This window comes from Anaerococcus sp. (genome assembly GCF_030825785.1).
Taxonomy (GTDB): domain Bacteria; phylum Bacillota; class Clostridia; order Tissierellales; family Peptoniphilaceae; genus Anaerococcus.
The window spans coordinates 1-21,573 of record NZ_JAPJPG010000011.1 but is presented as its reverse complement, the minus strand read 5'-3'; the positions used below and the strand labels follow the sequence as shown (position 1 = coordinate 21,573).

Annotated in this window: 15 protein-coding genes and 1 other annotated feature; of the genes, 3 read left to right on the top strand and 12 right to left on the bottom strand. The window is 35.2% G+C overall.

Annotated features, from left to right (window positions below):
• Window positions 1-212: 212 nt before the first annotated feature.
• The 4 genes from RCH56_RS02835 to RCH56_RS02820 are packed head-to-tail and all read right to left on the bottom strand — an operon-like array spanning window position 213 to window position 3,297.
• Window positions 213-956: an ABC transporter ATP-binding protein gene (locus tag RCH56_RS02835; RefSeq protein WP_306483488.1), complete on the bottom strand. Its 744-nt coding sequence runs from the start codon at window positions 954-956 to the stop codon at window positions 213-215.
• Complete coding sequence (locus tag RCH56_RS02830) at window positions 956-1,984, bottom strand: ABC transporter permease (RefSeq protein ID WP_306483487.1); 1,029 nt, start codon at window positions 1,982-1,984, stop codon at window positions 956-958. The genes RCH56_RS02835 and RCH56_RS02830 overlap by 1 nt, the downstream gene beginning before the upstream one ends.
• A gap of 12 nt (window positions 1,985-1,996) precedes the next feature.
• Window positions 1,997-3,070 carry an ABC transporter substrate-binding protein gene (locus RCH56_RS02825; RefSeq protein WP_306483486.1) on the bottom strand — a complete coding sequence of 358 codons (1,074 nt, stop codon included), beginning with the start codon at window positions 3,068-3,070 and terminating at the stop codon, window positions 1,997-1,999.
• A gap of 11 nt (window positions 3,071-3,081) precedes the next feature.
• Window positions 3,082-3,297, bottom strand: a complete 216-nt coding sequence (locus RCH56_RS02820; protein ID WP_306483485.1) for a hypothetical protein — start codon at window positions 3,295-3,297, stop codon at window positions 3,082-3,084.
• A 61-nt stretch (window positions 3,298-3,358) separates the two neighbouring features.
• Window positions 3,359-3,570, bottom strand: a binding site (T-box leader).
• A 90-nt stretch (window positions 3,571-3,660) separates the two neighbouring features.
• On the opposite strand from RCH56_RS02820, the gene RCH56_RS02815 reads away from it, so the two are divergent.
• A complete protein-coding gene (locus RCH56_RS02815) occupies window positions 3,661-5,826 on the top strand; it encodes a metallophosphoesterase (protein WP_306483484.1) in 2,166 nt (721 codons plus the stop codon).
• 64 nt (window positions 5,827-5,890) lie between these two features.
• On the opposite strand, the gene RCH56_RS02810 is transcribed toward RCH56_RS02815, so the two are convergent.
• The 8 genes from RCH56_RS02810 to RCH56_RS02775 all read right to left on the bottom strand — a co-directional run bounded on the left by RCH56_RS02810 (window position 5,891) and on the right by RCH56_RS02775 (window position 20,263).
• Window positions 5,891-9,256 (bottom strand): UvrD-helicase domain-containing protein, encoded by a 3,366-nt coding sequence (locus RCH56_RS02810; RefSeq protein WP_306483483.1) that lies wholly within the window; start codon window positions 9,254-9,256, stop codon window positions 5,891-5,893.
• The gene (locus RCH56_RS02805) at window positions 9,249-12,614 is read right to left on the bottom strand and encodes a PD-(D/E)XK nuclease family protein (protein ID WP_306483482.1); all 3,366 of its coding nucleotides are present in this window, start codon (window positions 12,612-12,614) and stop codon (window positions 9,249-9,251) included. Before RCH56_RS02805 ends, RCH56_RS02810 begins: the two co-directional genes overlap by 8 nt.
• Entirely contained in the window at window positions 12,611-15,625 is a 3,015-nt protein-coding gene (locus RCH56_RS02800) for an AAA family ATPase (RefSeq protein ID WP_306483481.1), read from the bottom strand. Before RCH56_RS02800 ends, RCH56_RS02805 begins: the two co-directional genes overlap by 4 nt.
• A 2-nt stretch (window positions 15,626-15,627) precedes the next feature.
• The gene (locus tag RCH56_RS02795; RefSeq protein ID WP_306483480.1) at window positions 15,628-16,743 is read right to left on the bottom strand and encodes an exonuclease SbcCD subunit D; all 1,116 of its coding nucleotides are present in this window, start codon (window positions 16,741-16,743) and stop codon (window positions 15,628-15,630) included.
• The gene (locus tag RCH56_RS02790) at window positions 16,740-17,462 is read right to left on the bottom strand and encodes a YaaA family protein (protein ID WP_306483479.1); all 723 of its coding nucleotides are present in this window, start codon (window positions 17,460-17,462) and stop codon (window positions 16,740-16,742) included. The genes RCH56_RS02795 and RCH56_RS02790 overlap by 4 nt, the downstream gene beginning before the upstream one ends.
• Before the next feature lie 145 nt (window positions 17,463-17,607).
• Entirely contained in the window at window positions 17,608-18,417 is an 810-nt protein-coding gene (locus RCH56_RS02785; protein WP_306483478.1) for a metal ABC transporter permease, read from the bottom strand.
• On the bottom strand, window positions 18,410-19,075 hold the full coding sequence (locus RCH56_RS02780) for a metal ABC transporter ATP-binding protein (protein ID WP_306483477.1): 666 nt from the start codon (window positions 19,073-19,075) through the stop codon (window positions 18,410-18,412). Before RCH56_RS02780 ends, RCH56_RS02785 begins: the two co-directional genes overlap by 8 nt.
• Window positions 19,076-19,135: 60 nt before the next feature.
• Window positions 19,136-20,263 carry a metal ABC transporter solute-binding protein, Zn/Mn family gene (locus RCH56_RS02775; RefSeq protein WP_306483476.1) on the bottom strand — a complete coding sequence of 376 codons (1,128 nt, stop codon included), beginning with the start codon at window positions 20,261-20,263 and terminating at the stop codon, window positions 19,136-19,138.
• Between the two features lie 98 nt (window positions 20,264-20,361).
• On the opposite strand from RCH56_RS02775, the gene RCH56_RS02770 reads away from it, so the two are divergent.
• Complete coding sequence (locus tag RCH56_RS02770) at window positions 20,362-20,781, top strand: Fur family transcriptional regulator (protein WP_306483475.1); 420 nt, start codon at window positions 20,362-20,364, stop codon at window positions 20,779-20,781.
• A gap of 563 nt (window positions 20,782-21,344) precedes the next feature.
• The coding region (locus tag RCH56_RS02765; RefSeq protein WP_306483474.1) for a hypothetical protein at window positions 21,345-21,573 on the top strand (229 nt) is incomplete at its 3' end.

Sequence of the window (21,573 nt, the reverse complement as noted above, 5' to 3'; positions counted from 1 at the left end):
CTAATCTCAATAAATCAATCATCTCTTGAGGATTCATTAAAAGGCTAAGAAAAAGCCGACAAGAAGGATTACACCACTGACAAAATCTTCTCTAAATAATACCTTTTTATTTTTTCTACTAGCATTAGATAATATATATAATTAATTGTAACCAATTTATCAAATTATTTTATGCATAAGAAAACTCCCAGAAAATACTCTGAGAGTTGATTTTAATCAATATTTAATTCTTCCATTATTTCATTTCTATAAGCGGTAAATTCCTTGCTTGTCCTTGATCTTGGGTAAGGGAGGTCAATGTCTACTATTTTCTTAATCCTTCCTGGATTTGCCTGCATAACTATGACCTTAGTTGACATATATATAGCTTCGTCAACATCGTGGGTTACCATTATGTTTAGATTTTCTTCCTCTTTCCATAAGTCAAGGATTAAATCTTGCATATTCATTCTAGTAAAGGCATCAAGGGCTCCCAGTGGCTCATCTAGAAGCATTACTTCTGGCTTGTTGATTAAAGTTCTTATTAGGGATACTCTTTGGGCCATTCCTCCTGAAAGAGCTGATGGGTAGACCTCCTTAAACTCTTCAAGACCTACCTTATTTATTAATTTCTCTACCATCTTATCATCAGTTTTCTTGGCTAAATCTCCCGAAAAGGCCACATTTTCCTTAACGGTTAGCCAAGGAAATAGGGTTGGTTTTTGAAAAACCATGCCCCTGTTGCTTCTTGGCTCTGTGATTTTTTCTCCATCTAGGGTGATTTCGCCAAAGCTTGGTCCAATAAGACCTGCTATAAGTCTTAGCATTGTACTTTTACCACAACCTGATGGACCAACTATGGATACGAATTCTTTCTCCTTAGCTTTAAAGCTAACATCTGATATGGCATGAGTTAAGCCATTTTTGTCAGCTCTTGTAAATAATTTGCCTACATTATCAAATACTAATTCTGTCATTATATTCCCCCCTCATTCTTCCAAACTAGTACCCTATCGCTTAGCTTTTTGATTAGGATATTAACTATAACGAAGGTTACAGCTAGTAGGATTATAGCTCCATACATAGCAGTGTAATCTGCCCAAGAGCTCTTCCATGTTATATACCAGCCAAGACCTGACTCAACTCCCATCATCTCAGCAACGATTAGGGCGTTACAAGCTGCACTCATCGCAGATACTAGACCTTGGAAGATATTTGGCATCGCAGATGGTATTGCTATTCTTCTTACCATGTCCTTGTTAGTCGCTCCTAAAGTCCTTGCTGCTTCATAAAATGAAGGATCTACATTTCTAATTCCTGTAATAGTCGCAAGACTTACTTGAAACCAAACTCCCAAGGCTATGATAAATACAGCTCCTTGGAATAAATTAATAGCAAGAACCATAACTAGTGGAAGCCAAGTTGTTGTAGGAATTGGTCCAAGTAGTTTTAGGATTGGGTCGATCCAATAGTTAACCTTCTCGAAGTAACCAGCAAGAATTCCTGTAATTATTCCCAAGAGTCCTCCTATAATATAACCAGTAAATAAGAGTTTGAGCGATGATATTACTGATTCTAATAAGTAAGATTTATCAGCTGCCATTGAATTAAATACCTTATCTAACCATGGGAAATATGGCAATTGTAATATATTAAATTTCAATGTCAACAAGTCAAATACAATAAATATTACAAAAATCGCTGTATATAAAGGCCAGTAATGGTTTAAAGTGTCCCTAACCCTTTCAAACTTTAATGATATTAGAAGGGAAATTAGGTAAATTCCTCCTAGAATCATTAGAAAAGTTGGATATAACCTTGTAATTTCTATATTTGGATCATAATTTTTAACATATATAAATTCTAGAATAGCTAAGACTGCAAAGACTAGAGGAATGAAAAGCCCAATAATAGAAGGCTTTTCATCACCACTTTCAAGTTTTTCTAAATCTTTTGCAGTTAGCTTTTCTTTTAAATTTTCATTAAGAAATTTGCTATCTTGCATAAAATCTCCTTATTATTCAACTACTTCGACTTCTCCATTTCCTAGTGGTATCCAGTATTCTTTGATATAGTCATCTGTAGATTTGCTATCATCAATTAAACCTAATTTCTTATAATCATCAAAGTAAGCCCTAATTGTTTCAAGTCCATCTTCGTTATCTAGGCTGTAATCATAGGTTTTTAATAGGTCAGTAGCAACTTTAGGATCTCCTGCTGCTAGGTTATTATCTTGAAGTTTCTTTAAAGCATCTTCTGGATTATCAGCTACGTAGTGGCTTCCCCTTACGATTTGCTCTGCTACAAGCTCAGCAATCATTGGGTTTTGCTCAACGAAATCTCTGTTAAAGGCTGTTACACAGCATACTTCTTCCTTAAAATCATCATTTGTTGTAAGAGATCTTATAGGTCTAATTTTTCCTGCTTGTAAGAATTCTTGAGCGAATTGGTCATCAAGTACTGCTCCTTTTATCTCCCCACTTTCCAAAGCTTGGATTACTGCAGAAGGATCTACAGGTTTAACGCTAATCTTGTCTGAATCTATTCCATCGTGGGATAGGAATCTTAAAAGAGTGTTATGTCCACTGTTACCTATACCATTTGTTACAGCAACAGCTTCATTTTCCAAGTCTTTAGTTTCTTTATATGAACTTTCATCTAGAACATAAAGTGACTTACAACCTGAGTGGTTGGATGTTGAGAAGACATAGTTAAGTCCCTTGGTTGCTGGAACTAATAGTCCCCCAAACTCCCCTGTCATTGCATCAATTTGGCCTGTTCCTAGAGCATCTTTACCTTGTTTTGTATTTACGAATTCTACATCAAGTCCTTTTTCCTTGTAGTAGCCTTCAATTTCTGCTATATTTTGGCCTGCTATACAAAGATCACCGTCAAAGCCAATTCTAATTTTACTTCCATACCTTGGCTCATCTTTTATACTGTGTTCTTTGTCTACAAGACTTTCTCCTTGATTTGCCTGTTGGCTGGTTTCGGTCTTGGTTTCTTTTTTTTCGTCTTCCCCATTTTTCACACAAGCTGTTAAGCTTATTGAAGCTAAAAGTAAAGCAGCCAATAATTTCTTATTTTTCATAATATCTCCTTTTATTTACAACATGAATCATAATCTACATTTTTTATATCAAAGTTGGGATCATTAAAGTCGATGATCTCTTCTTCTTGGAAATTTTCTTCTGTCTTTTGATCTGTGATCTCTTCTTTCACTAAATTTTTATCTCTCTCTACTTCTGCCCTTGAAGTAGAACAGGCAGTAAGTAAAACTAGTGAAGAAGCTAGGATGATTTTCTTAGATAAATTCATATTCTCCTTCTATCTATATTCATTTTCTATATATTTATAGCATATAAAAAGCCCGTCCCTCAAAAAGGACGAGCTTAGCCGTGATTCCACCTAAATTCACTTCTATAAAAATAGAAATCTCATTTGCGATATAACACTCGCACTGTTATGGCCTAAAAATTCAGCCACAAGACTCAAAGATGCACTTCCATATAAAAATTTCAAACCTTCTCAGCTACTGGTTTTCTCTGTAAAAAATTCACTTATATGTACTTTTCTTATCAAGGTCTTATATACTACTGTTTTAGTATACTTTGCTTTTTTATAATTTGCAAACCTAATTTTTATTAGTGTAATTTAAGCCCTTCTAAGTATAATAGAAGTATGAAAGATATTAATGAAGAAAGAGAAAAAATTTTTATAAAAGATTTTGATATATCGATTATATCCGACCCCCATGTTCTAGCAAATGAGCTAATGGGACCTAGCGAAAGTTTCATCAAGGAGCTTAAAGTAGAAAGGAAGCTTGTCGTAGAAAGCGAGGGGCTTTTTAAGCGTGCCCTAGAAATTGTAGATAATGCAGGCAGTAACTACTTGATTCTTCCTGGAGATATGGTCAAAGAAGGAGAGTATAAGTCTCATAAGATAGTCGCAGGTTATTTAAGGGATTGGAAGAATAAGGATCCTAGGAGGAAAATTTTCCTTACACCAGGCAACCACGACATCAACTGCCACAGGGCCTATGACTTCTTAAATGATGAAAAGACTAAAAATGTTAATCCAAGAGAATTTGAAGAAATCTATGATTTTATCTATGAGGATGATTCCATACTTGAGTTTTATAGGGATAGCCAGATTTTTAAGAATTATTTAGATTTTGTTAACAAAAAATATAATAGAGACGTTAAATATTCCTACTACGCCCATGGATATTTTTCCTATGTAGCAAGGATAAAAAAGGACTATCTCGATAAAAATGGACTTAGCCTAATAATGCTCGATACTTCGATCTACTCTGCTGATAGGGAAGAAAAACATAGAGATGGCAGGGAGAATATTCCAGGATCTATTACAAAAGAAGAGATTAAATGGATGCTAGAAAAAATTGAAGAAGCTAAGAAGAGAAAGGATATGGTAATTGTCGTAGCCCACCATGCCCTCCTTCCAAACTTCAGAAATCAAGAACTCGCCTTCTCACCTTTTATCATAAAAGAATGGAGGGATAAGTTTGAAGATAAAGATCCTAGGATAGATGGAAAAACTCCTATAGAAATCCTTGCAGACAGTGGGGTTAAGTTTGTCTTTACAGGCCATCTTCACGAAAATGGAACAGCCAAATACACAAGCGAAATAGGAAATACTATATATGATATCCAAACAGGATCGACCATAACCTATCCCCTTCCTATAAGACATATCCTAATTAATAACAAGACCTCTACAGATAATGGTTTTGAAGTTTTTGTCACGACTGAGCTTATAGATAATTTCTCCTTCACTGACTATAATGGCAAGGAGGAAATAGTAAAAGATGCAATCCTTCACACCATGACCAACCAGCTTAGCCTTAAAGAGGTAATTCACAACTATATTAGGATCCAGGCCAACAACCCGCTTTTTGATAATATGGATTATAAAAAAATAATCATAGATAATTTAAGATCAAAAACAGGAATAGACATTCCATACCAGGGATATATGAATAAAATAGTTTTTCCAAATATTGCTGAGTACTTCCCAATCTATAGCAAGTATATAGGAAGGATCGTAATAAGTAACTTAAACTATGAGTACGAGTTTAGGATCAAGGCCTTGATGAATATACTTTTTATAAAGGCCAGGAATATAGAAGATGCAATCGATATAATCATTGATCAAGCCGAAAAAATCCTAACCCCTCACTTTGTAATCACTGCCATGGATAAGATTTCATCTAAGATCTTTGCCATGCCGATTGATGATAAGGGACATACTTTCTATGACTTCGCTAATTATATATACCAATATAGGTCAACTAGTGAAGAGAAGCAACCTTCGTATGTTACGAAGATGATAGATAATATAAACGATCCCGACTATGATATAATTAATATTGTTTTAGACTATGCGGCTTCTGAGATAAATGAGGTCTTTGATACAGTTACTCAGTCAATAATCCTTGAAAGAAACGGATCAAAGAAAGAGTTTTTCGAAAGTCTCATCCAAACCAAGGGCTTTCCGGTAAACTTCGCCTATAAATATCTTATAGGAAGGGTAGAGACCCTAAGAGATTTATTAGATTTCTTTTCAAGATTTATCACTAAAAAGAGTTCCATCACTGGAGTCGACCTTGCAAAAACAATCGCCCATTCCAGAGCTGTAAGGAGAGCTAAGATGAATATATCGGATAAGTTCTTCGGCCAAAAGTCCCTCCGTGTCTTTATCCTAGCCCTCATAGGAGAAATGAATGAGGAGATGACTACAATCTATCAAAACGCCGACCTAAACGAAATCGACCACTACTTTAACTATATCGAATATGACGATACAAAAATAATCACAGAAGAATAAATAAATGAAAACGACGAAGAAGGAACTTAGATAAGCTTTATTCTCGTCGTTTTTTAGTTTGTTCTTATTCGATTTTTGTAAATTCCTTAAAGTTATACCAATAGATTAGGGAAGTATCTACCTTTTTTCCTAGAGATTTTTCTATAGCCTGTCTATAAATTTGGATTTGTTTCTTATATAAGTTTTCCCTCTTTGTTCTATCCGTCTTAAAATCGATTAAGATTACCTTTTGATCTATCTCAAATAACAAATCTATCTGTCCATTGACATAATAGTCCTCGTAGGTCATCAGAAAGGACTCTTCTTTTCTGATATTTGTAGCCTTTTGCGATATATCTTTGATAAAAGGGTCTTCAAAAAATCCCAAGATTTTATCTAATTCTACTAGGTCCAAGCTATCTTCCTCAATCCTTTTTTCCCTAACAAGTCTATCGACTTCTTCTTTTAGGCTTACTTTATCATAGTCCTTAAAGTCTAGGGCTTGGAAGATTCTATGGATCATAGTTCCCTTATCGGTAGCCTTGTAGGATTTTTCTTCTGTCATAAACTTCGCCTTCCTAAAGTCTCCTACAAGCTCGTTTTCCCCATAGCTAGGAAGTCTATAGCCGTCAAGGGAAGGATCGAAGTCCTTACTTATTTCTGTAACAGATCTTTTTATAGATTCTCTAGTTTGATCTTCATAAGGATATGGCCTATCGAAAATTTCTTTAAGTTTATTATAAATTTCTTGATTTACATCTTCACTTTTAAGAAAGTTTGTAATATCCTTAGACTCAAACTTATCTATAGGATCACTTTCTTCTATTACTTCAAGGGAAGCTAGGCCTGCTAGAGCATTGGTCTCATAGTCTTCAAATAATTCTTCTGAGACCTTATCTCTTGAAAGAATCGAAAGAATCCAATCCATGTAGGTATTCATATTGAGAAAGTCTATTCTCCCCTTTAATCTTCCTACTGTCTTAAGATTTCTCTCGCCTGTGATAAATAGCATCTCTTCTGCCCTAGTCATGGCTACATAAAGGATTCGCATCTCCTCTTTTTTATTTTCCTTAGTGATTTTATCATTGATTAAGTTTTTCCTAAGAGACGAGAATCTCAATTTGTTTTCATAATCAGAAAGATTGATCCCAATTCCTAGATCATCATCAAAGACAATTGATTCACGCAAGTGCTTGTTGTTAAATCTTTTGCCAGAATCTGCAAGGATTACTACTGGAAACTCCAAGCCCTTGGACTTATGGATAGTCATTATCCTAACGAGATCTTCCGCCTCGGAAAGCTCTCTTGTCGTTTGGATATTGTCCGATTGATTCATAGAAAGTGAATCTACAAAGTCCAAAAAGCCAAATAGGCCATTGTCATTAGTCCTATCATACTCATCCATTATATCTATAAAACTTTCGACATTATTTATCCTATCACTTGCCCTATCTCTTGCCAGCAAATATTCATAAAATCCTGTCTTTTCGAAGACATAATTAGCAAATTCGTAAAGGGAAAGGAGGTTTTTGCTATAGCTTAAGTCGGTAAAAACCGTCTTAAAGTCATTAACTTTCTCTACAATCGTATCATCTTTGTCATATTCATCAAAGGCTTTAGTGAAGGAATATGAATCAGAGCTTAATCTAATTTCAACCAAATCATCTTCATCAAAATCGAAGATTTCAGACCTAAGTATAGACAAAAGAGTTAGGTCATCTTTTGGATTGGCAAGATATTTTAAGAGATTGATGAAAAATGTAACTTCAACAGCCCTAAAGGAAACCTTGCTTATATCGTTAAAGAAAGGAATCTCCGCCTTCTTAAAGGCTTCTTCGTAGACATAGGACTTTCCTCCGCTTCTTAAAAGAATCGCTATGTCACGATATTCGTAGCCCATAGTCCTGATTTCTTCGATAAGTTTGACTAGATAATCTTCCTCACGGATTTTGTTATCAATCACCTTTATATTAGCTCTCTCGTAAGCACTTTGCTCATTCTTGTTGAAGTTGAGTCTGTGGCCGCCATCTCTATAGTCGATGTCGCTTTCTTCCTTAGTCATTAGCCTATCGAAGATAAAGTTATCAAAGTCTAAGACTTCCTTTTGTGACCTAAAGTTCTTGTTAAGGTCAATCCTAACTGACTTATCATCTTTCTCGTAGGTTTCTAGTTTTTCTAGGAAAAGTTTTGGCTCAGCCCTCCTAAAGCCATAGATGGACTGCTTGACATCTCCTACAAAAAATAGATTATCTTCTCCCTTAAGCTTTTCTATAATGTAATTTTGAATTTCGTTTGAGTCTTGATATTCGTCAAAGAATATATATTTGTAAGTTTGTCTAAGCTTATTTCTAGCTTCTACTATATCGATCAGGTCGATAAACTTATGCTCCATATCAGAAAAGTCGAGATAGGCCTTTTCTTCTTTTAGTCTCTGATATACTTTCATGAAGTCCTTAACCAAGACATTGATTTCAGAAAGAAGGTCCTCTTCCTTCTTGGCAAAAAGCTCCATGGTTAGGCTATCTGTATTTGTCACAAACTTAGCTACATTTTTGATATCTTCCTTATATAAATCTCTCGTATCTTTGATGAAGCTATAGTCTTCTTCGACATCCTTCTTGGACTTAGATATTCTTCCAAATTTAACCTTAGAAATTTGTCTTATAAACTTATCCCAATCCTTATCAAGTAAAATAGTAAGGTCATTTATCTTTGAAAAATCATCGAAGATTAGCTCTTGGTGCTTATCACGCATAGCCTGGCCCATGGTAAAGTCGTAGTTGGTCCTAGCTAAGTCTAGGATTTGATCTATTTCGCTTCTTACAGTTTCCTTAAACTTATCAAGCTTAAAGCCTTCCGAAGTCGCCTGATCTAGCCAAGCAATTGGCCTTACTTCAGCCATGATTTTCTCGTAAGTCTTTAAGATGATATCTTTTGCCCCGCTATCGGATTTATTGCTAGCGAAGTTGTGGAGGAAGTTCTCAAAGGAGGTATCCATCTTCTCATATCTTTTGTCAAAGACCTCATCGATTGCAGTAGATTTTAATATTGTCGACGTATTTTCGTTAATAACCTTGAAATTTGGAGATAGGTCGTCGAAATAATAGAAGTTTTCTCTTAGCATATCCGCACAGAAGGAGTGGAGGGTTTTGATTTGGGCATGCTTTAAGTTTTTGAGTTGGTCTTTGATAAACTTAAGATCACTTCCCTTTTTCTTTAGCTCTTCTTCAAGGGCAGTCCTTATCCTATCTTTCATCTCGACTGAGGCCTTGTTGGTAAAGGTAACTATAATAAAACTTCCTATATCCTTCCTATCTTCTATAAGAAGGCGGATAATCCTCGTTACGAGAACGCTCGTCTTACCAGATCCTGCCGCAGCCGAAACTATAATATTTTTACCCCTAGTTTCTATAGCAGCCTTCTGGTCTTTGCTAAATTCCATCTTAGTCATCTTCACCTCCCAAGTCCTCTATTGTCTTATCCTTATCAAAATTCCTGTAACGAAGCTGGTCGATAGTCTCATCGAACTTACATATTCCCTTAAAGTCGCAATACTGGCACTCATTCCTATTCGAATCATAGGCCAAAGGTCTAAGGCTAATATCTCCTTCTTTGATATTTTTTATAAAGCTTCCCACAAGATTTTTAGTAAATTGCTCAAGCTTTATCACTTCCTCAGGGCTAAGGACATCTGAGTTTTTGTAATCAAGTATACTAGAATCCTTTGGACTTTCTGCATTTTTATCTATTATCTTAAAGATTTCTTCGTTAATTTTAACTATAAGGCCATTTATTCTGAACTTATCATTCATAGCCTTTTCTAAAGTTTCTTTAGAATATCCTTCGCTATTTACAGACTCCATCTCATCATATAGGGGCATGTAGAAGGATCCTACGGGAATCATGAGGTCCTTCTCGTTTTCTGTAGCCGACATCATATAGACTAAAAGCTGGAGGTCTAGGCCGTTTAGGAGATTTATTATCTTGAAGGTTTTCTTTCCTGTCTTATAGTCGATAATCCTTACGAAATTGCCAGCCTTATCGATCCTATCGATCCTTCCCCTCAGATAATTTTTATCGTCAACATAGACTTTTGGTAGATTGTCTTCATTTTCGTAACCAAAGTCTTTTTCTACAGCGTAGATTTTGAAGTCCCCGCTTTTTACCTGGTCGATTAACTTTTCTGAATTTCTCTTAGCAGAATTTAGGACATTGTTTAGGATAAATTTATTCCTAGGATCTTCTCTTCTAGTCTTGTCAAGATTTCTAAGGGTGGCTTCCTTGAAGTTTTCTATCAATATATCTTCAAGATCACTTGCCTTGAGCTCTTCTATGTTTTTTTCTGATAAGTTTCTAGAAATATCTTCGAAGAGCTTGTGGACAATATTACCCACTTCCATATGGTCTACTTCATAGCTTTCGCCGATATTTGGCCTTAGGCCATAGTTTACGAAATACTTGTAAGGACACCTGGAGTAGCTTTCGATCTCGCTTACATTGAAGTGGTTTTTCTTATATAAAGAACCTGACAAGTCTTCTCTAAGATTTTTCTTATCATTAGTAAAGTTTAGGCCCTTTTCTATTAACTCATATGAATCATTTTCCTTAAGATATTTGATAAAGGCCCTAGCAATTTCCCTATCATTTTCATCTACATTCTCATTTCTCATCATCTGTCTGATACTTCTTAGAGCTCTTACTTCCATAGTCTTGTAGGAAAATTTCTCTATGGAAAGACCCAAGTCATTGCCATAAACCATCCCGTAAGTCTTCCCTTCCCTATCAGAGAAGATATTCATAATAGAATTTAGGATGATTGATTTATTGATCGCTTCACTTTTCCTATTGGCAAGGGAATACGATAAGAAGAGCTTGTCTGATATGGTAATTAGCTTATAAAAAACTAGCTTCTCACGCTCTTCGAAGTCTTCATCGAAAATCTTTAGGTCAAGATCCAAGGCCCTAAGTTTATCCTTTTCTCCCTTGCCTACAATGAGGTCTTCCCTATTAGTTGAAGGAAAGAAAACATCATTGAGGCCTAGGGCAAAGTTTACTCCCCTATCGGCAATCCTTGCCCTAGCAAAGCTTGTTATTTCGATGTGGTCTTTAGTAGGTGGGATAATTCCTACATTGATGTCCTTACATGTAGCTTCAATCAAGGAATAAACCTTCCTAAGGCTCGAACTCCTTTCTCCCATAAGATCTACAATCTCTTCAAGTATTTCTACAAACTCATCCCAGACTTGGTCGTTTTCCTTGTATTCATCAAGCCTTCCGCTTTCTTTTAAGATTTCCTGGAAGCTAGCGATTCCCCTTCTTATATCTTTATCATCTATAATATTAAAGATTCCTATACAAAGATTCCTCGTCTTTTCTTCTTTTAGCTCTAAAAGAGGATTAAGAAGGTCCAAAATCCTATCTCTTAGCTCATTTATAACTTGATATTCATAAGCCTTTGCTCTTAGTTTCTCTTCTCTTTTGGGATCATTCTCGTAGAGATTTTTGTAGAAATCTTCATCATAGGCAAAATATTTGTCCTCAAAAAACATCTTGCCCTTAATCTTCCTATTTTTGATATAATTTTCAAGAATTATGGCCTTTTCCTCAAAGTTTTCTGAGAAGCTAAATAGACCAGACCTTAGGAAATAGCTTAAGTCTTGACTGTTAAAATTATAAATCACAAGTCTTAAAATAGCCAAAAATGTCTTTACTATGTGATTGTCTATAAGCTTCCTATCAGAATCTAAAAAGATAGGCAGGTTGTACCTGTTGAAGACCTTTACGATTTCATTCTTATATTCTTCCTCACTAGAAATATAAATAGCAAGGTCCTTGTAGCGGTAGCTATTTTCTTTTACTAGATAATTTATAATTCTTGCAGTATTTTCAACCTCTGTCTTAGTAGATGGATTTTCAAGGAAACGAATATTATTAGGCCTTCCTCCAAATTTCTTAGGATTAAATCTCTCGAAGTTTCTAGCAAGATGGGCTATATCTTCTTTCGCAAGGCTTGTATTATCAAGGACTGTATCGTGAGTCTTAGTTATTTCATTTAACTTTCTGTAGAGTCTATTGGTAGAGTCGAAAAACTCCAAGTCAGAAAAAACCTTGCTATTAATAAATTCTGTATCGAGATTTAGGCTAAAGAAAACTTCATTTCCCCTATTTATAAGCCCCTCGACAAAGGAAAGCTTAAGGTCTGATAGGCTATCGAACTTATCAAAGTAAAATACTGTATCAGCTAGGAAGTCACAGTTAGGAAGTCTTTCTATAATATAAGATAGGCTATCCTCAGAGTCTATGAATTTGCCAGAAATCTCCTTCTCGTAGGCATCGTAGATCATCTTTACTTCTTTAAATTTAATCCTCGTAATAGGATCATCACTCTCTTCGATTTTCTTAAAGAAGTCTTCATCGAAGGCATTGTCCTTAATAGATGATATTAAAGAAGAAATATTGTTCACAAACTCTATATTGGAATATTTATTTTGAAATAAACTTAGCTTATCATTCATATCTTGGAGGATATTGGAAATTAGGATAATCTTTCCGTTTTTCGTAAGGAATTTCTCATTTGCCTGACCAATTTTTTCCCCAATATAGCTTTTAAGAGAGGAGAAACTTAATACCTTGGCATCCATTACCGCCTCAAAGGAGATATTTTTAAGAAAATTAATATCCGTCTGGAGGGTGTATTGCTCTGGCACTATCAAAAGAGCCTTCTTGCCATTATTTAAATCTTCTTCAATTTTACTGTAGATATAGGTAGACATCTCTCTAGGATATCTTGAAATAATTGTCTCTATCACGGTTTAACCTCCACCTTTGATCCTTCACTTGCCTCATATGAAACCAAAATCTTCGCATCGATTGCTTCTTTTAATTCATCCACATGGGATATAAGCCCAATAAATTTATCCTCATAGGCGAGCTTTTCAATAGCAGAAATTGCATTTTCTAGATAATCCTTGGATAGACTTCCAAAGCCTTCATCTATAAAGAGAGTATCAATCCTTACTCCCCCATTTTCCATACTGATCTCGTCAGATAGGCCGAGGGCTAGGGAAAGACTTGCTAGGAAGCTCTCACCCCCAGAAAGAGTAGATACCGGACGCATCTTTCCAGTATTGGCATCGAGGATTTCTATATCAAGACCTGTCTTTGATCTTTGATCTGTCGTATCGGACTTTCTTACCATGGAGAATTGATTGTCAGTCATATCCAAAAGCCTCATATTGGCAAGCTTAAGGACCTTATCGAAATAATAGGTTAGGACGAAGGTCTCAAAGTCGATTTTCTCCCTGCCCTTTACCTTGCCGAAAGACCCATCCGCCACCTTGGAAAGTCTGGCAAGAGATTCATTTTCTTTCATATTCATCTCATAATCTTTCCTCAAAAGCTTAAGCCTAGCTATTACTTTAGAGAAATTATCAAGTCTAGTGTGGATCTCTGATTTTTGATTCCTTATTATGTCTCTCTCATCTTCCTTTGACTTAATTTTCCCTCTTAATTTATCGAGGTCCATTACATCCATATCCTTGTAAGAAGCAAAGTTCTCCTCGCTTATCATAAGTTTTTCCAAATTATTGAAAAATTCTTCCATTCCTTCTTTTTTACCAGCTAATCCAAAATAATTTTCTAGAGCTTCCTTGTAAGAAGCGATATTATCAAAATTTTCTTCTAGCTTTTTATCAAATTCTTCCTTGTACTTGTCTCTTTTTAGGTCAAGGTCTTTTATATTTTCCTTGATGTTTTCTATCTTTGTTTGAATTTCCTTAATCTTAAGCTCTGCATTTTGATAGTTCCTGTTAACTTCAGTAATATCCTTATCCAAGTCTAATATTTCTTTATCTAGGATTTTTTTCTCATCTACTAGACTTTCTTTGGATAAGTCTTTCATCTTATCCTTTTGGCTTAGGTAAGCTATCTCAATTTCTTTATTATCTTGAGCATCCCTTTTTAGCCCATCTTCTTTTTTCTTTTTTACTTCTAGGTCGCGGTAGATTTTATCGAGTTTTTTCTTAAAGTCTATCTTATCTTGGCTTTTTTTCTTGTAATTTTCTCTCAAGGCTTCTATATTTTTCTCAATTTCATCTTTTCTCTTGTAATTTTCTGTAAGGATTTTCTCAAGCTCGTTTATATTTTTATCAGAAACTATCTCTTTTCTTATTTTTTCGACTTGATCTTGTCGAAGTTTGATAGCTTCCTTACTACTTATTAGACTCTTTCTTAATTTGTCAAGGTCGTAGTCCTCTATTGGGTGCTTTCCTATTGCCTCATCATGCCTACTTCCACATACCGGACATATCCCCTCTTCGTTTGTCCTATCGATAAGCTTGTTGATTATAAGTAAATCTTCATTCTCCTTGGCCTTTAGCTCAGAGGATTCAAGCTTATCCTTTTCTTTGGTTAAGGATAGGAGACTTTCTTCGTAGCTTTTTATCTCCCTTAGCTTTTTTAAGTCTTCCTCTTCTTTTCTGATATTTTCTATAAGATTTGATAGATTCTTACTCTCAGACCTTCCCTTTTCAGTTATTTCTCCCAAAAATTCGTTATTTAGATCAAATAGCTCTCTCTCTTTTGCCAAATCTTTTTCTAGACTTCCTCTTTCATTTTGAGTTTGATCTAGTAGCTTTGTCCTCTCTTCTATTGATTTGTAGGCTATTTCAGCTTCCTTAAACTTCTCCAAGGAAAGGATAGTATTTTCTACATCTTCTGCTTTTCTTTTTAGCTTATCAAGCTTTAATCTATCCTCGGCAAGCTTTTCGTACTTTCCCCTTACTTCTTCTTTTGTTTTAAGAGCAGTTTTCTCATCTTTTTTCAAAATTTCGAGATTAACCTTATTTTTATCGATATCTGTAAGGGCATCTTGGTAGTTTTTCTCAAAGATAGAAATATTATTTGCGAGCTCTGATTTTCTTATTAAATCTCTTAGCTTTTTGTATTCGCTTTCTTTTTCTCTTTCTGCACTCAGATTTTTTTCTATTTCCTGGTATTTTCCTATATTTGTATTATCTAATTCAGCCTTTTGAAGATCTCTTATGTCAGATTTTATAGCCTTATCAATAGTAGATTCACTTTCCTTAAGGAGGGCTGTTTTATTTTTATATACTAATTTTTTATCCTCTATGACTTTCTCTATTTCAGTAAAATCGTGGGTTATAATAGAGTCCCTATCTATTAGTCCGGATATTTCTTCATTATAGGAGATGATATTTTCCAGATCATTATCTATGTATTCCATCTTTTGGATACTATCTTTGGCCATGTCCTTAATTTGGTCCTGGAATTTCTTGTATTCATAGGTCTTAAATATATCTCCCAAAAGCTTGGCCTTGTCGGTGGACTTGGCAGATAGAAACTCCTGGAATTTCCCCTGGGCAAGTAGCATTACCTTAGAGAATTGCTTGTCATCGAGACCTATAATGTTTTTAATCATCTCATCTGTCTCGGTTTTCTTCTCGCTTAGAAGAGTCACACCGTCAGTAATATCATATAAACTTACAGCATTTCCTATATTTTGACCGATTTTAGTCTTTTTTGCGACCTGTCTTGGGATTCTTTCTATCCTATAGGTCTTATCTCCTACTTCAAAGTCAAGAGATACGTAGGTGTAAGGATCTTCTTCTGATAAAAAGTCGCACCTCAATTTATCAGCGGATATGTCTCTTGCTACCTTCCCATACAAGGCGAAATTTATTGCATCAAAAATGCTGGTCTTACCTGATCCGGTCGCCCCAGATATTAAAAATATTTTTTTCTCAAAAAGAGTCGTAAAATCTATATCGACCTCTTCCTTGTAGGTTATAAAACCTCTCATTTTCAGTCTTCTTGGTCGCATAAGCCTATCCTTTGTATAAGTTGGGTGTCTTTTTGTCTAAGGTCTTCATCCATCTTGAAGTGATAAAATTCTGCAAAAAGCTCTAGCAAATTTTTTTTATCTATGTCCACATCGTAACTATCTTCCCTCTCAAATACAGCCTTGTTGGCGTAAGTGATTGAGACAGCCCTAGGGAATTTCTCCTTTAACCTTGCCATGGCATTTTCATGAATATAGGAATCTTCTAGTATAAATTTTATATAATCCTCTGACCTTTCTTCCTTTAAAATTTCTTCAAACATTCCCCTTTTTGTAACAAAGTCCCTCAAGAAGGGGATTTCGATTTTTCTTATTTCTGCCTTATCTTTAAGGTCGACTAGACTTACAGTTTTTGTAAGATTTTCCTCATCGAAGGAATATTTCATAAAGGTCCCTGAATATCTGATCTTAGGGTCTAAGACGTAGTGAGCCCTATGAAGATGGCCCAGGGCTACATAGTCGAAGTCTTCAAATAAACTTGCATCCATGGCGTCAGTTCCTCCGATAGTAAGAGGCTTTTGCCCTTCGTCATAAACTTCTTTGTCAAATGAACTCATATTTGAAGCGTAGCAATGAGTGATAAGCACATTCCTATCTCTATAGTCAATAGCTTCTAAGGCGTATTTATAGACATCGGTGAAATTATCTATAGATGAATCAAAGATTGTTTTCGCCTTATTTATGGAAATAAAGGGAATGAGATAGAAGTTAACTTTCCCAAAATCATCCTCAAAACTAATAGGGTTTTTGTCATATTCGCTTACTAGATAGTAATTATTGGACCTGTAGAATCTCTTGTTGATATCAAGTCTCTTTGAAGAATCATGATTGCCAGAAACAGCTAGGACCTTCTTTCCTAAATCAAAGACTATCTCTTCTATAAAGTTAGAATAAAGATCCATGGCCTCGGCACTTGGAATAATCGTATCGAAGATATCTCCTGCGATCATAACTATATCGACATCTTCCTCTTTTATAATTTTGATAAGCTCTGCTAGGGCAAAGCCTTGCTCTTCTATTAGGGAATACGAACCGATATTTTTTCCTAGATGTAGGTCTGATAGGTGGAGGAGTCTCACGACTTTCTCCTTATAAATACGAAATTATCTCCGGTGGACAAATAAGGATCGAATATGTATCCGTCGATTTCAATCTTCTTGATCTCTTCTGAGTCTTCTATCTTATTGCTAATAATCTCCTTGAGAAATTTCCCCCTCATCTGTTTAGTCCAAGCGACGATTGATCTAAGCTTTCCATTTTTCTCATCCTTAAAATCTATAGTAATAAATTGGTCTTCTTCCTTAAGATATGGCCTGATAGTTTTAGAATATTCCTTGCTAGCAAGATTAATCACAAGCTCACCATCCCTGAAGACTTCCTTGTAGATATCATCCTTCCAAAAATCATAGAGATCGATCATCTTGTTATCAAAATAGAGTCTATAATCCCTAATGCCTGAATATGGCTTAAGGGCTCCATAGAGGGCAGAGATTATATAGACATGGTCATTTAAGTAGGCTGGATCATTAAAGTCCTCCTCCGAAAATTGCTTGAAAACTAAACCATCATAGGAAAATAGAGCGGGATTGTCCAAATGATCAAAGTCAAATTCCTTATAATCAAAATAAGCCTTCTCGGTTAGCTCATCATTGGTCTGGTTGAGATTTCCTATTTCATTTAAGCTAAGCTTTTGAATCCTTTCTACAAGAGCTCTAGTTTTCTCTTCAAATAAAATATCATCTGTCTTTCTATTTTCAAAATGTTTGAATCTTTTTGCTGGTGATATAATAATTTTCATAATACCTTCCTTATATATACACTATACTATAAAGTCCCTTTTCTTTTTACGACAAAAATACCTACAAAAAAAGCAGGCCCTAGCCTGCCTGTATTTTAATTACTAAATTATGACAATTTTATTAGCTTCTAAATTATACTTAAAGCTATTTCTTAACCATAATCTTTTTTCTAATAAGACTAACAATAGTAACTATTATCAAAAACCCAATAGCTATTAGGACTATGGCTCCACCTGGCTTTACTCCCTTATAGAAACTAAGGCTTATACCTGAGATCATAAATAGGAGGGATAAGATTATAGAAAGGATATATGATGACTTGTAGGATTTGCTAAGAAGAAGGGAAGTCGCAACCGGTATTACCATAAGGGAGGTTATCATCAAGGCACCTACCGTCTTTGCGGAAATCGCAACTGTTATAGCAGTAATCAAGGTGAAGAAGGAATCCACAAGCTCAGTCCTTACTCCAGAAAGCCTACTCATCATTGGATTTATGGAATTATATAGGAGGGCATTATAAAAATAGAGGGAAACTACAAGCACTACAACAAATATAATCCCAATAAGAATAAGGTCATCCTTTCCTACAGTCGTAATTGAACCGAACATGAAAGATTCAAAACTAGTTCCCCCGGGAGTGAAGTCTGAAAGAACAGCCGCAAGACCAATTCCTGCACTCATCACTATAGCTGTCGCCATATCTCCATATTGGTCGAACCTTCTTCTAATAATCTCAATCGCAAAACTTGCGAGTACACATATTATTAAAGAAGTCCACAAGGGATTGACACCAAGGATTAAACCGATAGCCACACCAGAAAGGGAGGAATGGCTTAGGGCATCCCCTATCATAGAGGTCCTTCTGTTTATCATTACCACACCAATCATAGGAATTATTATTGCAAGCATAGCTCCCGCAAGGAGGGCTCTTAACATAAAATCATACTTAAGCATTAATTAGCCTCCCTTCCTTAAGAACTACTGTCCTTGTTACAAATTCCTTAATAAGATCCATCTCATGACTTATAATTAGGATACTTATCCCATGATCTTGGTTTAAACGAAGCAAGAGTTTTAGGAAATCTTCCTTATGCCTTGCGTCAATTCCTACAGTTGGCTCATCTAAGATTAATATTTCTGGTGTCGAAACAAGGGCTCTTGCAATCATGACCCTTTGTTGCTGACCTCCAGAAAGCTTGTTGAAGGGTCTATCCATCAAGTCTTCAATAGACAGGGATTCGAAGATATTTTCTGTCTTAAGCCTTACCTTCCTTGTAGCCATATTTAAGAAATTAAACTCCTTATAAAGGCCCAGACTTACATATTCCTTGCAAGTTACTGGAAAGGCAATCTTTGCCGAGTCATTTACCTGAGGAACGTAGCCGATCTTTTCGAAGTCAACGAAGTCTTCTATAGGCTTACCCAAGATATTAATCTCTCCAGCATCCTTCTTGATAGCCTTTAGGATTAGCTTGATTAGAGTCGACTTTCCTGAACCATTCTCTCCGCTTATAGCAAGGAAGTCACCCTTATCGAGCTCTAGGTTGATATCATTTAGTATTAAATTTTCTTCATATCCAAACTTTAAGTTTTTAATTTCTAGTAATTTCATATACTTAATTATACCCCTAGGCTCTTTATTTTTTATAGTCTTTGTAAAATCTTTTTTCTCCTATGATAGAGAATCGTAGATTGCTTCTAGGTTTTCCTTGATCATTTCTTGGTAGGTCTTGTTTGAAGAAAGCTCTTCGTCAGTTGCAAACTCAAGTGTGTTGATTGGCTTAGCCTCAGCACCGATTTCATCTGCTAGGGTCTTTGCTTCCTTATCAGATCCTCCCATCTCGTAGAAGACTGTCTTAATTTTTTCAGCCTTAGCTAGGTCAGATACTTCCTTAAGAACCTTAGCATCAGCTTCTCCAGTAGATGTTAGGGAGTTAAGTGGGATTTGCTCTAGGTCAAACTCACGAGCAAGGTAACCGAAAGCTTGGTGAGGAACAATAAACTTCTTGTTATCTACATTTTTAAACTTATCCTTGTATTCAGCCACTATATCATCAAGTTCTTTTGCAATCTTTTCGTAATTTGCCATGTAATAATCCTTATTGGCAGGATCTACTTCTGAAAGCTTATCAGCTATTACCTTAGCTTGTGCCTTACCATTGGCTGGATCTAGCCATATGTGTGGATCAAACTCACCGTGGTGGTGGTGATGTTCATGACCTTCCTCACCTTCTTCATGATCGTGATCGTGGTCAGCATCTTCATGATCATGGTCGTGTTCTGCATCCTCGTGGTCATGGTCGTGGTCTGCGTCTTCATGGTCATGATCGTGATCATCTTCGCTTGCCTTAATAAGGTCGATTCCCTCGCTTGTATTTACAATATCAATATCTACTGTGTTTTTTACGGCTTCTTCCCACTCTTCCATACCAGCACCATTTACAAACATAAGTTTTGAAGTAGATAATTCTGCAATTTCCTTTGCAGAAGGCTCAAATCCATGACTTTCTGTCTTTAGATTTGTAAAAGATTTTACCTCAAACTTATCTCCTGCGATTTGCTTAGTAAGGTTATAGATTGGGAAAAATGAAGCATATATTACATTTTCTTCATTAGCTTCATCAGAAGATGAATCCTTCTTATCTTCGTTAGACTTAGCTTGGTCTTTGCTATCTTCGTTAACGTCGATCTCTGCTTTTGTTTCGTTAGAATCAGTCTTTGCATTTTCTTGAGCATTGTTGCCACAAGCAGCAAGGACTGCACTTAGGGCTAAAACTGCAATTATATTTTTAACTTTCATTTAAAACTCCTTTTCTTTTTGCAACCAGTTTGCATGTATGATTATATTATTATTTCTTTATCTGTCAAATAAAAGTATAATGGAAGAGAGGTGAGAATTTGAAAATAGAAAATATTCTTAAGGACAAGGGCCTAAGGATTACCAAGCAAAGAAAGTTAATATTAGAAACAATCGCCAAGGAAGAAAACCCCATTTCTGCCGAGGAAATTTACGCAACAATAAAGTATAAGACCAAACTTGACCTATCTACAATCTACAGAAACCTAAACACTCTTGAAGAAGCAGAAATTCTTTTAAAGACAACCAATGTCGATAGCATTAGTTACTATCAGCTAAATAACGATGAGCACAAGCACTTCATAACCTGCACGTCTTGCAAGAAGAAGTTCATCATAGAAAACTGCCCAGTCCATTTTCTAGAAGAAAAGATAGAAAAAGAAACAGGCTTTCTAATAAACGGCCACAACTTCGAGTTCACAGGAATTTGCCCTGAGTGTCAGAAGAAGGAAAATAAATAGTCCTTTATTCGAATCTTTAAATCGTCTAATGGGCAATCTTTGCACTTAAATCCAAGAGGACTTAAATGTCCTCTTTTTCTTGTCTATTTTCTCCCTAATATCAAATACTATTAATCTGCCATTGAACTTTTTTAAATCTCATTTCAAGACTTTTTCTACTCCAGATCTTTCCTTAAATCCTTCAGATTATCATATGGTTTAAATCTTTTATTTTTAAATAACATCCTGGACTCCCCATAGTCTTCATGATTTCAAAACTTGTATCCTTAAGTTTTAAATCAAAGTACTAACAACCTTTCTAATACTAACACTTAAAACTCGTTAATTATAGTGGTCTTCTTCAAAGTTAAACCAAGATTAATTTGTCCGAAAAAAACTCTTGTAAAATTTATATATTTATACTCTAATCAATATCTAAAAACATAAATTCCATTTATACAAATATTATAAAGCTAATATAAGCAAAACTCACGATTTAACAAATATAATAACGGGTAGAAACTGATCTAAGAGATGTAGGATAATTTTGTATATTATATTCGATCAGTATATTGGAGGGAATTATGTCGAAAAAATACTATAAAACTTTGGTTGTATTTTTCCTTATATTATCAGCTATATCCATTTATTTAGCTGATAATAATGCTATTTTTTGGAGTCTAATGATTGTTATGTATTTAATATCTAATAAATTATTGGACAGCAAAAATAAAATTATGATTAAGTACGAATCAATATTTGTTTTTATTGCTTCTATTATCCTGTTCTTAAGTACATTCACAAGTATAATTG

What these genes read in the sequence shown, in the direction of transcription:
- RCH56_RS02835 (WP_306483488.1), bottom strand. Translation starts at nt 956, where the DNA reads ATGACAGAATTAGTATTTGATAATGTAGGCAAATTATTTACAAGAGCT.
- RCH56_RS02830 (WP_306483487.1), bottom strand. Translation starts at nt 1,984, where the DNA reads ATGCAAGATAGCAAATTTCTTAATGAAAATTTAAAAGAAAAGCTAACT.
- RCH56_RS02825 (WP_306483486.1), bottom strand. Translation starts at nt 3,070, where the DNA reads ATGAAAAATAAGAAATTATTGGCTGCTTTACTTTTAGCTTCAATAAGC.
- RCH56_RS02820 (WP_306483485.1), bottom strand. Translation starts at nt 3,297, where the DNA reads ATGAATTTATCTAAGAAAATCATCCTAGCTTCTTCACTAGTTTTACTT.
- RCH56_RS02815 (WP_306483484.1), top strand. Translation starts at nt 3,661, where the DNA reads ATGAAAGATATTAATGAAGAAAGAGAAAAAATTTTTATAAAAGATTTT.
- RCH56_RS02810 (WP_306483483.1), bottom strand. Translation starts at nt 9,256, where the DNA reads ATGACTAAGATGGAATTTAGCAAAGACCAGAAGGCTGCTATAGAAACT.
- RCH56_RS02800 (WP_306483481.1), bottom strand. Translation starts at nt 15,625, where the DNA reads ATGAGAGGTTTTATAACCTACAAGGAAGAGGTCGATATAGATTTTACG.
- RCH56_RS02790 (WP_306483479.1), bottom strand. Translation starts at nt 17,462, where the DNA reads ATGAAAATTATTATATCACCAGCAAAAAGATTCAAACATTTTGAAAAT.
- RCH56_RS02785 (WP_306483478.1), bottom strand. Translation starts at nt 18,417, where the DNA reads ATGCTTAAGTATGATTTTATGTTAAGAGCCCTCCTTGCGGGAGCTATG.
- RCH56_RS02780 (WP_306483477.1), bottom strand. Translation starts at nt 19,075, where the DNA reads ATGAAATTACTAGAAATTAAAAACTTAAAGTTTGGATATGAAGAAAAT.
- RCH56_RS02775 (WP_306483476.1), bottom strand. Translation starts at nt 20,263, where the DNA reads ATGAAAGTTAAAAATATAATTGCAGTTTTAGCCCTAAGTGCAGTCCTT.